Annotated in this window: 10 protein-coding genes; 4 read left to right on the top strand and 6 right to left on the bottom strand. The window is 61.8% G+C overall.

Annotated features, from left to right (window positions below; all coding sequences use genetic code 11):
* Positions 1–86 precede the first annotated feature (86 nt).
* The 3 genes from ABQM86_RS19740 (at position 87) to ABQM86_RS19730 (ending at position 4,760) form a co-directional block, all read left to right on the top strand.
* The gene (locus ABQM86_RS19740; protein WP_369745365.1) at positions 87–1,001 is read left to right on the top strand and encodes an ABC transporter substrate-binding protein; all 915 of its coding nucleotides are present in this window, start codon (positions 87–89) and stop codon (positions 999–1,001) included.
* A gap of 43 nt (positions 1,002–1,044) precedes the next feature.
* On the top strand, positions 1,045–2,781 hold the full coding sequence (locus tag ABQM86_RS19735) for a urocanate hydratase (RefSeq protein WP_369745364.1): 1,737 nt from the start codon (positions 1,045–1,047) through the stop codon (positions 2,779–2,781).
* Positions 2,782–3,311: 530 nt separating this feature from the next.
* Positions 3,312–4,760, top strand: coding sequence for an aromatic amino acid lyase (locus ABQM86_RS19730; protein WP_369745362.1), 1,449 nt, complete (start codon positions 3,312–3,314; stop codon positions 4,758–4,760).
* Between the two features lie 134 nt (positions 4,761–4,894).
* Here ABQM86_RS19730 and ABQM86_RS19725 read toward each other — a convergent pair whose 3' ends face one another.
* Together ABQM86_RS19725 and rraA are read right to left on the bottom strand one after the other, a co-directional pair.
* Complete coding sequence (locus ABQM86_RS19725) at positions 4,895–6,547, bottom strand: MDR family MFS transporter (protein ID WP_207595301.1); 1,653 nt, start codon at positions 6,545–6,547, stop codon at positions 4,895–4,897.
* Between the two features lie 132 nt (positions 6,548–6,679).
* The gene (gene rraA, locus ABQM86_RS19720; RefSeq protein ID WP_207595300.1) at positions 6,680–7,153 is read right to left on the bottom strand and encodes a ribonuclease E activity regulator RraA; all 474 of its coding nucleotides are present in this window, start codon (positions 7,151–7,153) and stop codon (positions 6,680–6,682) included.
* 157 nt (positions 7,154–7,310) lie between these two features.
* On the opposite strand from rraA, the gene ABQM86_RS19715 reads away from it, so the two are divergent.
* Positions 7,311–8,615, top strand: a complete 1,305-nt coding sequence (locus ABQM86_RS19715) for an MFS transporter (RefSeq protein ID WP_207595299.1) — start codon at positions 7,311–7,313, stop codon at positions 8,613–8,615.
* A 2-nt stretch (positions 8,616–8,617) separates the two neighbouring features.
* On the opposite strand, the gene ABQM86_RS19710 is transcribed toward ABQM86_RS19715, so the two are convergent.
* From ABQM86_RS19710 to ABQM86_RS19695, 4 genes are all read right to left on the bottom strand, one after another.
* Complete coding sequence (locus ABQM86_RS19710; RefSeq protein WP_369745361.1) at positions 8,618–9,862, bottom strand: FG-GAP-like repeat-containing protein; 1,245 nt, start codon at positions 9,860–9,862, stop codon at positions 8,618–8,620.
* 169 nt (positions 9,863–10,031) lie between these two features.
* A complete protein-coding gene (locus ABQM86_RS19705; RefSeq protein ID WP_207595297.1) occupies positions 10,032–11,315 on the bottom strand; it encodes a VCBS repeat-containing protein in 1,284 nt (427 codons plus the stop codon).
* A gap of 142 nt (positions 11,316–11,457) precedes the next feature.
* Positions 11,458–13,284, bottom strand: coding sequence for an FG-GAP repeat domain-containing protein (locus ABQM86_RS19700; RefSeq protein WP_369745359.1), 1,827 nt, complete (start codon positions 13,282–13,284; stop codon positions 11,458–11,460).
* A 41-nt stretch (positions 13,285–13,325) separates the two neighbouring features.
* On the bottom strand, positions 13,326–15,551 hold the full coding sequence (locus ABQM86_RS19695; RefSeq protein ID WP_369745358.1) for an FG-GAP-like repeat-containing protein: 2,226 nt from the start codon (positions 15,549–15,551) through the stop codon (positions 13,326–13,328).
* Between the last annotated feature and the right edge of the window lie 79 nt (positions 15,552–15,630).

The following is a 15,630-nucleotide window of genomic DNA, read 5'->3' as shown; positions in this document are numbered from 1 at the left end:
GCGCGCGTGGTTCCGCGCGGATTCACCTCCACCCCACCCCATCTGGCCGCTGCATGCCTTGCAGCACCCATCCCAGGAGAGTTGACATGAAGAAGTACCTCACCGGATTCACCCTGGCAGCCGTTGCTGCCATCACCCTGAGCGCCTGTGGCGGCGGGGACCCCATGAGCTCGTCAAATACCGCCGCAGCGGGTGCTTCGGGGGACAGCATTATCGTCGGTTCCGCGGACTTCCCGGAAAGCCAGCTGATCGCCAAGATCTACGCCGAAGCACTTAAGGCCAAAGGCGTCGAGGTCACCGAGAAGCCGAGCATCGGCAGCCGCGAGGTGACCATCCCCGCACTGAAGGACGGTTCCATCGACCTCATGCCGGAATACGGCGGCGCACTCCTGCAGTACCTCGACTCCGCCACCAAGGCCGTTTCATCCGAGGATGTCGCCAAGGAACTGACCACCAAGATCCCGGCCGGCCTGACAGTACTGACTCCTTCCGAAGCGGAGGACAAGGATGTCCTCACGGTTAAGAAGGAAATCGCCGAACAGTACAAGCTGAAGACCATCGAAGACCTCCAGCCCGTTGCCAAGGAACTCGTTTTGGGCGGCCCGCCGGAGTGGAAGACCCGCCTCAACGGCGTTGCTGGCCTTAAGTCTGTCTACAACCTGGAGTTCAAGGAATTTTCAGCGCTCGACGCCGGTGGTCCGCTCACGCTGAACGCTCTCCTTTCCGGTCAGGTACAGGTAGCCGACCTCTTCAGCACCGATCCTGCACTGGCGGAAAACAACCTCGTGGCGCTTGAAGACAACAAGAACCTCTTCCTCTCTGAAAACATCGTGCCGGTCATCAACGAGAAGAAGTCCACGGACACCATCAAGGAAACGCTGGATAAGGTCTCCGCTGCGTTGACCACCGAGGATCTCATCAAGATGAACGGCCGTGTGGCCAAGTTCGAGGACATCGGCGAAATCGCCAAGGAATGGCTCAAGACAAAGAACCTGGGCTAATCCAGCTGTTCGCTTTTGCCGGTTGCTTTTAGAGGAGTAAAGAATGACTGCCGATTTCACTACTGGAGCCCGCCCGGTCAAGGCTGCCCGGGGTACGGAGTTGACTGCCAAGTCCTGGCAGACCGAGGCGCCGCTGCGCATGTTGATGAACAATCTGGATCCTGAGGTCGCTGAGCGTCCTGATGATTTGGTGGTTTACGGTGGCACGGGCCGTGCAGCGCGTTCCTGGGCTGCGTTTGATGCGATTACCCGGACGCTGGAGACCATGGAGAAGGACGAGACGCTGCTGGTGCAGTCGGGGAAGCCGGTGGGTGTTTTCCGCACGAATGAGTGGGCGCCGCGGGTGTTGTTGGCGAACTCGAACCTGGTGGGGGATTGGGCGACGTGGCCTGAGTTCCGCCGGCTCGAGGCTGAGGGTTTGATGATGTATGGGCAGATGACTGCTGGGTCATGGATTTACATCGGCACCCAGGGCATCCTGCAGGGCACGTACGAAACGTTCGCTGCTGTCGGAAATAAGCTCGCCGCGGAGGGCCGCCACCCGGCACCGGCGGCGGAAGGTTCCACGGAAGGGCCGCTGGCAGGGACCCTGACGTTGACTGGTGGTTGTGGTGGCATGGGCGGGGCGCAGCCGTTGGCGGTGACGCTCAATGATGGTGCGTGCTTGATTGTTGATGTGGACGAGTCCCGCCTGCGTCGGCGTGTGGGTAAGCGGTACCTGGACGAGGTCGAAACCGATTTGGATGCTGCGATCGCCAAAGTCCAGACCGCAAAGGACGAGCGCCGCGGCTGGTCCGTCGGTTACGTGGGCAACGCCGCGGAAGTCTTCCCCGAATTGCTGCGCCGCCACAAGGCCGGCGAAGTCACGTTCGATGTGGTCACGGACCAGACCTCCGCTCATGACCCGTTGTCCTACCTGCCGGAGGGCATCACGGTGGCCGAGTGGCACACCGAGGCTGAGGCTGATCCGGAAGGGTTCACCAAGAAGGCCCAGGCGTCGATGGCCCGCCAGGTCCAGGCGATGGTGGAGTTCCAGGACGCCGGAGCTGAGGTCTTTGATTACGGCAACTCGATCCGTGACGAGGCCCGCAAGGGTGGGTATGACCGTGCGTTTGAATTCCCTGGCTTCGTCCCGGCGTACATTCGTCCGTTGTTCTGCGAGGGCTTGGGCCCGTTCCGCTGGGTTGCGCTCTCGGGCGATCCGGAAGACATTGCGGTGACGGACAAGGCCATCAAGGAGTTGTTCCCGGAGAACAAGCACCTCCACAAGTGGATTGACGCTGCGGCCGAACGGGTTGAATTCGAAGGCCTGCCGGCCCGTATTTGCTGGCTTGGGTACGGTGAACGCCATAAGGCTGGTCTGCTCTTCAACCAGCTCGTCGCCGAGGGCAAGGTCAAGGCTCCGATCGTGATCGGCCGTGACCACCTGGATTCGGGTTCCGTGGCGTCCCCTTACCGGGAAACCGAGTCGATGAAGGATGGCTCGGACGCGGTCGCGGACTGGCCGTTGCTGAACGCACTGACTGCTGCATCCTCGGGCGCTACCTGGGTGTCCATCCACCACGGTGGTGGGGTTGGTATTGGCCGGTCCATCCACACTGGCCAGGTTTCCGTCGCTGACGGCACGGAACTGGCAGCCCAGAAACTGGAACGGCTCCTGACCAACGACCCCGGTATGGGCGTCATCCGCCACGTCGACGCCGGCTACGACCGCGCCATCGACGTCGCCAACGAACGCGGCGTCCGCATCCCCATGAACGAGGCTGTTGGCACGCGCTAGCGGATCTCGCAGGAATCCCAGGGCGGCTATGCACAGCATTTTGCGTGGCCGCCCTGGGACAAACCGCAAGCATCAGCTTGTATGCAAAGTCCAAACACACTTTCTGAGAGCGAGGAGACGCACCATGGACAGGCAAAGCCCGGCGGTGTGGGCATCAGCCGCTATCGGAGCACCGGTGACCATGACAAAACAGGGCCACCATCCGTTTCGGGGGATTGTCGCTGACAGGACCGCCGATGGAACCATTCTTTGGGTCCTTTCCAGTACTGGGATTCGGAAGCTTTTCCACGCAGGGGATGGGTTTCATCTGACCCCTGGTGGACGATGACAGCACAACTTTCGCCTCTGGCCCTCCAGCCTGATGCCGGGATTCATGTTCGGGATCGGGAGGAATACCCGCACCGAGCCAATACAGGCGTAGGACAAACCCAGTTATCTTGTCCGGAGGACTGCTTCTACTGCACTGCGCCGGAAACTGATTAGTGCACGAGGCTGATGAGCCCACGCAACTGAAGAGAAAGGATCGGTTCATGATCGTGATCGATGGCTTGACACTGGACTTGGCTGACGTCGCCGCAGTAGCCGACGGCGAGAACGTCACCTTGGCTCCGGAAGCCATGGTCCGAATGGATGAATCGCGGAAGTCTGCGGAAGCTACGGCGCTGCAGCGTCCCGTCTATGGCCGCTCCACCGGCGTCGGAGCGAACCGCGCGGTTTCCCTGATGGAAGCCGACGGCGGGGACACTCACGGACTGAAGCTTCTGCGCAGCCACGCTGTAGACGCCGGCAAGCCTCTTGCCCGCAGGACCGTCCGGGCGATGTTGGTGGTCAGGCTCAGCCAGCTGGCGGCCGGTGGATCTGGAATCAACCCCGTCATTGCCGAAGCCTTGGTGGAACTCATCAACTCCGACGTGGTTCCTGAAATCCGGGAGTTCGGTGGAATCGGAACTGCGGACCTGCAGGCACTAGCCGGAACGGCGCTGACGATGCTGGGCGAACGTCCCCCCTTGGGCAGGGGTGAGGTTCCGGTTCGCCTTAAGGGGTGGGCCACGGCTGATGCCCTGCCCTTCATCAGTTCCAGTGCGCTGACCATTGCTCAAGGGGTCCTGGCGCAACAAAAACTGTCGACGCTTTTGGACAACGCAGCGTCGGTGGCCGCACTCTCGTTCATTGCGATGTCCGGCAATTCCGAAGCTCTGAGTCCGGCCGTGGCAGCAGCGGCCGACACGTCCGCCGTAGCCGATGCCGCACACACTCTTCATTCAATGGTCCAAGGCAGCGGCCAGCCAGCCCGGATCCAAGATCCCTATTGCTTGAGGACGCTGCCGCAGGTCTTCGGGTCCCAAACAGAGGAACTCAAGTCCTTGGGTGCTCTGCTGAGTCGCCTTGTCACAGCAGGACATGAGAATCCGCTCGTACACGGCTCGCCGTCCGACGGCAGCAATGATGTGGCCCACCACGGGCTCTTCCAAATGACCAACCTCGCCCGCCGGGTGGACGCGTTGCAACTGGCTATCGGCGCGGCGTGTGCAACCCACTTGCGGAGGATCGACCTCCTGTGCGACCCCAAATACACGGGCCTGCACCCGTTCCTGGCTGAGGACGGTTCAGGTCAGTCAGGGCTGATGATGCTCGAATATGTGGCCGCGGCCGCCGTCGGCCGGATTCGTGCCGACGCCCAACCGGTTAGCCTGCAGACCGTGGTGCTCTCGCTAGGCGCTGAGGAGGATGCCAGCTTTGCAAGCGTCGCCACAGCGCGGTTGGAGTCGACGGCGGACGCACTCGCCACTGTCGCCGCCAGCGAGCTTGTGTGCGCTTCACGGGCTCTTCGCCTGCAGGGGCGGCGGCCCGAAGAGTTTGCCAGCGGCCGCCTGCGCGCCATGATGCGGGCGGGTTTCACCCTGCCCTCCGAGGTGGAGGACCGCGACCTCCGCGGGGATCTGGAGCAGGCCATCGAGATCATGAGGGCTTCGCACTAGAAGCAATCGACCGGAGTAGACGAATCCGGTAGCTCAAGGAAAACGGCAGGCAGTCCGAGGACTGCCTGCCGTTCTTCGCGGACCAACTCGTGACCGACCAACTCGTGACCGACCAACTCGTGATGAGCCGGCAATTAGTGTGCGGGCACCGATTCCTTGGCTGCAGCCTTCGGGTCGGTGAGTTTCTTGTTGGGCAGCGCGAAGCTGATCAGGAACGCGATGAGCATGAGTCCGGCTGCCGTGAGCATGACGATATCGATCGCCTGGGCAAAGCCCTCGGTGATGGGCCTGGTCAGCGTGCTGTTGGCAGTGTGGAGCCAACTGGTGTCGTTCAAGGACTCGTTGTTGGCGCCGTTCTTGAAGAAGTCGAACAGCTTGGCGTTGGCGGGGTCGGATGCCACGGCCGGGTCCTTCATGACCGCTTGGTAGTCCGGGCTGGAAGCAGCGGTCTTCATACCGTCGGCGATCTTGTCGGCCGCGACGCTGAACAACATGGAGATGAATACGGCAGTGCCTACTGCGCCACCCATCGAACGGAAGAAGGCGGCCGTGGACGTGCCTACGCCCATGTCCTTGGGCGGAACGGACACCTGCATGGCGAGGGTGAGCGGCTGCATGCAGAATCCCAGTCCCACGCCGAAGAACACGGCGATCAGGCCCGGTACCCATAAACCGGTATCGACGCCGAGCACCAAGCCCATGACGGTGGCAGCGCCTGCCAGGATGGCTGTGCCCATGATCGGGAAGACCCTGTAGATGCCGGACGACGAGATGGTGCGGCCGGCCGAAATGGAACCGAACAGGATGCCCACGGTAAACGTGATCATCATCAGGCCGGCCTCGGTGGGTGTGAGGCCCTTTACCAACTGCAAGTACATTGGCAGCATGGCGATGGCACCGAACATGCCAATGCCGATAATGAAGTTCAGCAGCGATGACAGACCGAACGTCATGTTCTTGAAGAGACGCAGCGGAATGAGCGCGTAGTCACCTGCCCGCTTCTCTGCGAGCAGGAACGCCACGATGCCGATGACGCCGAGGCCGTAGCAGAGCCAGGACGCAGCCGACGCCCAACCCCACACGCGGCCCTGTTCTGCTACCAGCAGCAGCGGCACAATGGCCAGCGTGATAGCGGCAGCACCCCAATAATCGATCTTCTGCTTTACGTGCCTCGCAGGCAGATGCAGATACATGAAGACCACCACAAGAGCGGCCAGCCCAATGGGCAAGTTGATGAAGAAGACCCAGCGCCAGCCGTCGAAGCCCAGAATGTTGGACGTGCCGGCGAAGGCTCCACCGATCACAGGGCCCAGTACGGAGGAAATGCCAAAGACGGACATGAAATAGCCCTGATATTTGGCTCTGTCCTTCAACGCCACGATGTCGCCGATGATGGTCAGCGCCAAAGCCAGCAAGCCACCGGCTCCCAGGCCTTGGATGCCACGGGCGATGGCAAGCTCCGTCATGGAGTGGACGGATCCCGCGTACAAAGACCCCACCAGGAAGATCACGATGGCCACGAGGTAGAGCGGGCGGCGACCGAAGATATCGCTGAGCTTGCCATACAGGGGCGTGCTCACCGTTGAGGTGATGAGGTATGCGGTAGTGGCCCAGGCCTGAAGCGAGAGGCCGTCGAGATCGTTCGCAATGGTGTAGATGGACGTGGACACGATGGTCTGGTCCAACGAGGACAGGAACATGCCGAGCATGAGTCCCACCATGACGGTGAGTGTCTGACGGTGGGTCAGAACCTCGCCGGCGGCCCGGACGGGCGTGGTTTTGGACATATCTTCTCCAGAGGTGGCAGAAAAGTGGATTAAGCAGGATAGTTGCTTTCAGTAACTATCTTACGACCAAGTTGATTCCCGCCGGGAGAATATTTCTTCCACTTTTGCTCTAAGTCGGGCCCCACCGAAGAGTCAGCGCTCGATCAGGATGCCGTCCGGGTCACAGTAGATCATCACGCCGGGTTGGATGCGGACGCGATCGATCACCAGCTCTACGTCCACTTCGCCAACTCCCGTCTTGGCGCTCTTCTTCGGGTTGCTCCCAAGTGCCTTGACGCCAAGGGGCAGGCGGGCGATGGCCTCCCGGTCCCTGATGGCACCATTGATCACCACACCGGACCAGCCGTTGGCCACAGCGCTCGCGGCAATGAGGTCTCCCATGAGTGCCGTCCGCAGAGATGCCTGGCCATCAATGACCAGCACGGCACCCTCACCGGGTGTGTTGAGGACCGTTTTCACCAGCGCATTATCCTCAAAGCACCGGATAGTGCGGACCGGCCCACTGAAATGGGTTTGGCCTCCCAGATTGAGGAACTGAACGGCTATGGACTCCAGTTCCTCGCCGCGCTCGTCGTAGAGATCGGCCGTATTTATTTGCTTGCTCACAGTGCTTCTCCTCGATTGCTGTGAGGCCACACTAGCGCTCGCGAGGGGGCTAAAGCAGCGCTGGCAGCGGCCTATGTGGATAAAGGGCATAACGGCGGTTCAGTGTCGCTTCGCCGCGCTAGGCTGAATCCAAACATTCAATGAGGGGGAACCTGCCATGAGCTTGTCTGACCTGCCGGGTCCTGTGCCGGATCCTGCAATCGTCCGCGGTGGAAACACCACGGCGCTTGCCGAACCTGTTGCCAGGGTAAGGCCGATCTGGGTTACCGGCGTTGTGCTGGTCAACCTCGGCATCAACGCAGCGTTCTTTGGCCCCCTCCAAGTGCTCCTGGGCCTGCAGGCAGCCCACTTTGATGAAGGCCAGAAAGAAGCGATCCTTGCCTTGGTCACTGGCTGTGGAGCGGCCGTTTCCATGGTGGCAAACCCACTTTTCGGGGCGTTCAGCGACCGCACGACGTCCCGGTTTGGTCGCCGTGTTCCTTGGGTCCTGATGGGCGCCATCCTGGGAGCTGTTGCGCTCGTTGCTTTGGCCGGTGCTCCCAACGTTGCAGCAATGACTTTGCTTTGGTGCCTTGTGCAGGCCGGAGCCAACGCCATGTACGCCGCTATTACGGCCGCCGTACCTGACCGCGTCCCGGTGCCACAGCGCGGAACTGTAGGCGGACTCGCCGCCATGGGACAGACAGTAGGCATTTTGATCGGCGCGGTGATCGCAGCGGTCGTCGTTGGGAACTTTGCGGCCGGGTACTGGCTGTGCGCTGCGGCGTTGCTGGCCGGCGTCGTGCTTTACCTTTTCAAGAATGACGATCAGCAGCTTCCACCAACTGAGCGCCCGCCCTTCAATCTGGCAGACTTCCTCAAGGGCTTCTGGGTCTCGCCCAAACGGTATCCGGATTTCGCGTGGGCTTGGCTGACCCGTCTGCTGGTAAGTACAGGCAACCACATGGTCACGTTGTACTTGTTGTTTTTCCTGAGTGATGCTGTGCGGCTCAAGGAAACTGAGGGAATCGATCCCTCCTTTGGTGTCCTCATTCTTACGGGGCTGTACGCGGTCTCGGTCATCATTACCAGCGTGCTTGGTGGCCGGCTAAGCGACAAGATGGGCAAACGGAAACCACTGGTGATCGCGTCGTCGGTCATCATTGCGCTGGCCTCGCTGATCCTCGCCTTCGCACCAACGTGGATCGGCGGGCTTGCCGGTGCAGTGGTGTTGGGGATCGGGTTTGGAGCCTACCTCGCCGTCGACTTCGCCCTCATCACGCAGGTCCTTCCCACGGGAATGGACCGCGGCCGGGACTTGGGCGTTATCAATATTGCCAACTCTTTACCGCAGGTGATCGCCCCGTTGATCGCCTCTCCGTTTGTCCTTTACTGGGGCGGCTACGTCTCGCTGTACGTCGCCGCCGCGGTCATTGGGCTCCTGGGAGCGGTGTTTGTGGTGAAGATCAAGAGCGTTGACTAGGCCTAGAAGACGGCAGTAAAGCCACCCCAGCCCCACCCGACGGTGGATTGTCCGTACCATCGGATGTCCGGGCGGCCGCTGTTCAGGTACTCTGCGCCCTTGTTGTAATACATCGTCAGCCGTCCTGCGGTGTCAACGCTGAAGATGTCCACCGTGCCATCGCCATTAAAGTCACCCGCTGAACCCACGAACGGGAAGTCATTGAACCCCCATCCGATATCGGTACGGCTGCCATCCAGACGGCCGCTCCGGCTGGCTTCATAAAGCCGGAGATAGCCGTAGTTTCGGCTGACAATTCCCAGGTTGTTCGTCCCGCCGAAGTGGCCCACTGTGAAGATCGGATCGCCGTTGACCCAATAGGTGTCAACGCCGTAGGGCTGAAGGAAGCCACCCCTGCCGTTGCCGGGGTAGAGGATGGCTTGGTACCAGCGGTCCACAACAATGAGGTCGTTGCTTCCATCGCCGTTGAAATCACCCGCCGAGGACACGGTCCGGAAATCCTGCCAGCCTTGGCCGATCTGGAAGGCACTCTTCCAGCCGCCGGTTCCGTTGCCCTGGTAGAGGAACAACCGTCCCTGTCCATCGCGGCCAATGACGTCCACTGTGCCGTCACCGTCAAAGTCGCCCGGAGAGAACAGGGTGTTGAAGACATTCCATCCTGTTCCGAGTACTTGGGCTGCACGCCAGTTGCCCAGGCCGTCAGTGGGGTAGAGGAGCAGGCGGCCTGCGGCATCGCGGGCAAAGATGTCCAGGGTGTCGTCGCCGTTGAATCCGCGTGCCCGGGGTTTGGCGGCGATCCTCAGCGGGTAGTCCGCCTGCAGGGTGAGCCGTGACTCGGCGTCGTAGGAGACCGTGACGAAGACGGCGACTACCCTGCCGCGGTCCCCTGGGGTGGCCCGGTAGGTCGAGCCTGTGGCGCCTGGTATGGCTTGACCGTCCCGGGTCCACTTGTAGGTGAACGAAGGCGTGCCACCCTCGGGGATGACGAACGGAGCGTATCCGCCAAGTTCCGCTTTGAGGAGGCCCCCTACGGTGGGGTCGCCAGTCAGTTTTGGCTGCCCCATGTAGACAGTTCGGGCAGCAGCTGGCTGCACCATGAGTTCCTGGCCGGAGTTCTGAAGGTCCGGCGCTGCATCGGCAGGAGCCGCCAGCAGCGCACTGCTCAGGGCGCCCACCAGCAGGGAAGCGGTCAGCAGCCGCCGCGCAGGGTTGGGCGCGGTCCACCGCAGGGCAGTAAGAAGGTCCAAGGATTCCCCCAAGAAGTGACTGGCCGGAGGGCCAGCAGAGATCAATTGAGATGACACTACATTTTCGGCTTTGCCCGGTAAATGGTTCCGTGAAATCGAAGTCATTGTGAAGGAGGGCCTCCCCGAAGAAACCCGGAGGAGGCCCTCAATCAAAAGCCGTGAGGAGGGCCTAGAAGACCGCGTTGAACCCGCCCCAACCCCATCCAACAACTCCGGAGCTCTTCCAGCCTCCGGAGCCGTTGCCGTAGTACATGCGCATCTGGCCTGAGGTGTCGATGCCCCAGACATCGTTGGCGCCGTCGCCGTCGAAGTCCCCGGCGCCGCCCAGTTTGGTGATGGCGTTCCACCCCTGGCCGATCGTGCCGCTGGTGGTCCATCCTCCGGAGCCGTTACCGCCGTAGAAGTGCAAGTTGCCTGCCCCGTCGCGGGCCAGGACATCGGGCTTGTGATCGCCGTTGAAATCGCCGGGGGAGAAGACGGACGTCATGCCGCTCCAACCCCAACCAATGGTTGTCGCCCCCAGGAAGCTGCCGGACCCGTTGCCCGGATACAGGACGAGTTCGCCGGAAGGCTTGCGTGCGAGGAGGTCGTTGTTGCCGTCGCCGCTGAAATCGCCGGCAGCAAAAACGGACGTGAAGATACCCCAGCCCCAGCCGATTTGCTGGCGGGGATACCAGCCGCCCTGCCCGTCCGCGGGGTAGAGGAAGAGCGACCCCGCGCCGTCACGGGCAATGACGTCGTTCTCTCCGTCATTGTTGAAGTCTCCGGCCGAGAACATCAGATTGAAGATGTTCCACCCGGAACCAACTTCGTAGGCCTGCTTCCACGTCCCATTTCCACCCGTGGGGAAGAGCCCCAGGCGTCCCCAGGAATCACGAATGAAGAGGCTCATGGTGTACGGATCCCAGTACTCGGCGCGGTAGGAACCGGAAGTATGGGGCCGGTCCAGGTCCACCGGAGTGATGTAGTTGAAGTCCAACGCATTCAGCGCAACAGCGGCAGTGCCGGAGTCTGGCAGGTTGCCTGGATTGTGGATCAGCGAACCGTCGCGCCAGTATCCGAACTCCTGGCCTGCGGTGGTCTGGATCTGCAGGTATTGGGCCAGGTAGGTTCCCGGCGGAGTGCCCTGGGCAAAGAAGATCTCGAACGTGTAGGTCGAATCAGCCGCGCTGTAGGAACCCTGGGTCATCTGTGTGTGCAGCTTTCCAGTGGCCGTGTTCCTGAATAGGACATAGACGTCGCTGATGGGGCCGGAGGCTTGGAGGGTAACCCTGGAGGAGGCCTGTCCTCCGGCAGCGATCGAATGGGGCGTCGTGGAGACCGCTACCGGAACCGGTGCAAAAGTGTCGTCAGCCTGCACGGCAGGAGCCAGTCCCAGGCCAACAACCACAACGATGCAGCTAGTCAGTGCGGCGAGCCAGGTGCGCACGCGGCGCATAGGAGTGATCCCCATTGTTCCCCCAAATCAAGCCGGTCCCGGATGGCCGGCGGGTATAAGTGTCTTGAGGGTACAACGCGGGAACGACAGTCTGGGAATTTGCTGGCAAATGTTCAACGAAAAGACAAGTCAAACCCTGAAATCAACCGAAATCAGCTTAGAAAACGGCAGTGAGGTAACCCCATCCCGTCCCCGCCTGGCTGGTCTGGCGATAGTAGCTGTTCCAGTCGCTGCCCATTGCCTCGGTGGTGAACACGCCTTGGTCAGAGACGCTGAAGAAGTAGTTGTAGCGGTCGGAATGATTAAATCCGCCCAATCCACCCAGGTAGATGCTGGATGAGTAGTTTCCTGTCAGCGTCCTCGACGACAACCATCCACCCTTACCGTTGGGGTAGTAGGCGCTGAGCTTCCCGTCTGTCCCGCGGGCGAGGAAATCGGAGACTCCGTCGCCACTGAAATCGCCGGGAGTGAAGACCTTGTTGAAGGACTGCCACCCCTGTCCAACCTGCGTTGGGGTAAGCCATCCGCCCCTCCCGTTGCCGGGGTAGAGGAAGAGGCGCCCCTGAGGGTCACGCGCCAGGACATCGCTGGTCCCGTCACCGTTGAAATCGCTGGCCGGAATGATCTCGCTGAAACCTGCCCAGCCGGTCCCGATGACAGAAGAGCCGCGCCAGCCGCCGGATCCATTTCCGCGGTAAAGCCACAGCTGACCGGACTTATCGCGGGCCATCACATCCATTGCGCCGTCGCCATCGAAGTCACCGGGAGACATCAGCGCAGTGAAGCCGGCCCATCCCCAGCCGATGTCCTTGGTGGCGCTTTTGAACTGGCCATAGATGTCCCCTCGGAAAAGGGTCAGTGTGCCGTTGGGTTTTCTGGTGATGACATCCGGTTTGGCGTCGCCGTCGAAGTCCCGGAGGAGTGACTGATGCTTGACCATCACATCAGCGCTGCGGAAGAGGCCTACGACGCTGCCGTCGTAGCTGACAACGGCCGTCACCCCGAGTTTCTTGCCGGCATCTGAGGGCTTGGGGCTGTAGCTTGCCCCTGTGGCCGAAGGGATGGGATCGGCAATGTTCAGGAGCCATTGGTAGCTGACAGTTGGTTTCGCTCCCGCGGGGAGTCCCTTGATGGTGGAGGGATCAAACACTGCCTTCACGGACCCCCGCACCCCTGGATAACCGGCGATCACAGGGTCCGCGGCGGCCGCCAGGTAGAAGGGTTTGGTCTCGACGGTCTCGGGAAGGTGCCCGGCTGCCAGGGCGGTGAGTTTAAGCGTGAGCCCGGACCCGGTTCCGGCGTACTTGCCCGAAACATCGAACCAGTTGCTGCCGGAGGACTTGAAGACGCCGTCGCGGAACCATTCGTACGTATAGGACGACGGCGGCGCGGACCACGTTCCGTGGTTGACGTCGAAGGCAGGATAGGAGTAGCCCGCTTCTTTCCGGATCCCGAGAGCCGGCAGGGTGATGTTGTCGTTGGGAACAAGGACGTTGGCGGGATTGCTGACCGTGAAGTCCAGGGTTTCCCAGGCAACAGGGAGCACCTCTTCGTAGGTGGAGCCACGGTTGTAGGTGAGCATTCGTTGGCCGTAGGTGATGATCACACTCTGCAGCGTGTGGGTGCCGTTGAAGTAGGTATCGGCTGCCACGGCGGCCGAGGCGGTCGCTGTCAGTGGCCCGGCTGCGGGTGTCCCCGACCAAATGACGCGGTGTTCGGTGACATGGGATTCGTCGGTGTAGCGGAACTCGACGCGTTGGGCCCGCTGCGCCAGGGTAAAGGCGATCTTCACGGTGGCCCCCACAGCAACCGTGGGGGTGGATACCCGTTGGGCGGCAACGATTTTTGGTACAGGGTCTTCAGCCGCTTCCGCAGGCTGGAGCGAGGCCGGCGCCAACAGCATCGCAGCCAGGAGGACTCCCAGCAAGGCAGCAAGAGGGCGGAGTTTGGTGGGGCTTAGCCCTGCAACGGTGCGAGTGGTCATGACGTCTTCCCCCGAATGGTGTGAAGTGGTTGTGGGCATGGCTAGAAGACGGAGTTAAAGGAGTTCCAGCCCCAGCCGATGGTCGCTTGGCGCTTGAGGGCGATATGGCCCAGCCCGTAGAACATGGTGAGCCGTCCATCGGGGTGGATCCCGTACACCTCAGGGACCCCGTCACTGTCAAAATCTCCGGGTGCGCCGATCCTGCTGAAACCTTCCCAGCCATAGCCCGCATAAGCGCCGAAGACGTTGGGCGTCCATGCGTTTTCGTGGAAGTATCCATTTCCGGAGCCGCTATAGGACCGGAGGTTGCCTGAGTTGTCACGGGCGAAGATGGAACGCGACGACGGAGAGATGAAGGCATTAAAATCGCCCCACCCGCCACTGAGTGTGTAAGGGGTCAGGAAGCCGCCACGTCCATTTCCGGGATACATCACCATGGTGTTCGAAGCATCCCGGGCAATAAGGTCTGCGGTGCCGTCACCGTTGAAGTCGCCCGGTGCCACGATGTCCTTGACCGACCCCCAGCCTTGACCGATCTGGAAAGATCGAAGCCAGCCGCCCTGGCCATTGCCCTGGTAGAGGAAGAGTCGTCCGGCACCATCGCGGGCCATGACGTCAACGTTTCCGTCGCCGTCGAAGTCGCCAGGGGAGAAGAGCGAGTTGAACCCGTTCCAGCCTTGGCCGATTTTTTGGGAGGGCAACCAGCCGCCGCTGCCGTTGCTGGGGTACAGCCACAGGTTACCGCCGGTATCCCGGGCGAAAATGTCCCCCGTGCCGTCTGCGTTGAAGCCCTTGCCGCGGGTCTTGTTTGCCAACGGTCCCACAAGGTCAACAACCTCGGTAATGGCCGAGCCTGCATCGAAGCGGGCTGTTACCCCTGCAGTGATGATGTTTCCCTTGTCCGCCAGGGTGGTCCGGTAGTCCCGGGAGGTGGCGCCTGGAATAGGAGTGCCGTTGCGTTTCCAGACGTAGGTGTAGCTGGCCTGGCCGCCCTCGGGGTCGACGCCGGCGGCACCATGCTCCAAATGGAGGACGCCGCCCACTGACGCGTCACCGGTGATGCGCAGGTTGCTGACCCAGACCCGGCGGGGCATCGGCCCGAATGCCAACGTTGAGACGCTGGTGGGGAGGTATCCGGCAGCCCGCGCGGTCATCTTGACCCAGATCATGTTTGCGGGATCGTCGTACATGTTGGACTGGTAGGTGTCCTTGGTGGCGTAGTCGATGGGAGTGCCGTTCCGGTACCACTGGATTTCCGAGAATGACGGTTCTACGGGCCACGTTCCTGGCTGGATGGTCAGGATCGTATTGGGAACCAGGTCCCCCGCGACACGTGGCGCCACCGAGGGACTCAGTTTCTGCAGCACCTTGGCCGGGTTGCTCACCGTGATGTCACCTGTTGCCAGTCCTGCCCGAACGGCCGTGCCCAACGGCACCGGTGAGGTCCGCTCCATCGTCCCATCCCGAAGGTAGGAGTCCTTGGCCAGACCGTCAAAGTAGGAGATTTCCACACGCTCCAGGGTGTACTTTCCCGAAGCCTGCGCTGCCGTGATGGCCCCGGTGGCCGTGATGGTCTGGGGGCCAGGCGCTGGGTTACCCGCCCACGTCAGCTCGAAGGGGGTGACCTCTGAAGCATCCCGGTAGACCATCCGGACCGCCTGGGCAAGTTGGGAGAGCTTGACCTGCACCCCTGCGGTCTGTCCTGGCGCGAACGTGGCTTTGGCCGGCAGGAACGATGTAGGAACGGGCGCTGCGTAGGGCAACGAAGGGTTCCTGACTTTGAAGTCCTGTGCGGCGGGGTCACCAAAAGGCGCGGCGCCGGTGCCCGGTGGATAGACGCCGCCACCGCGGTAATACACCTGCGAAGCACCCGCCGTGGTGACGACCTGGACGTAACTGACCTCGATCGCGCCGTTGGGCCAGGACGACGGGGAGGCGACGCCTGCAACAGTCCCGGCGCTCGCGCCAGCAGCCGCGGCACCGCCGGCACCAGCTGTCCACGCCAACGTATGCTTCCCGGCAACACTGTGCAGCCCCACCTCAACACGCTTGACCGCGACGGAAGTCGTGAAGTTGAAACTGACAGGAGCCCCGACGTCGACCGTTGCAGCGGAGGTCTGCACGAACGTGGCGAGGACCGGTGTGGCGGCTACGGCGGGTGAAACGGGCGTCACCACCACCGCTGCAAGAACGAAGGCCAGCGTCAGCAGGAGCGCCCGGACAGCGGTGGACGCAGCACGAAAGCGCAGAGCAGGATGAGACCCCAAGATTCCCCCAAATGGTGCAGACCAGAGCGGCCTGTGGAGGCCAATTGAAATGACAATACAGCCCCGTGATCCCGGTAAC

It is taken from the genome of Paenarthrobacter sp. AMU7 (assembly GCF_041200195.1).
GTDB lineage: Bacteria > Actinomycetota > Actinomycetes > Actinomycetales > Micrococcaceae > Arthrobacter.
Note: the sequence above shows the minus strand (reverse complement) of the source record. Positions and strands in the feature narration are given on the sequence as shown.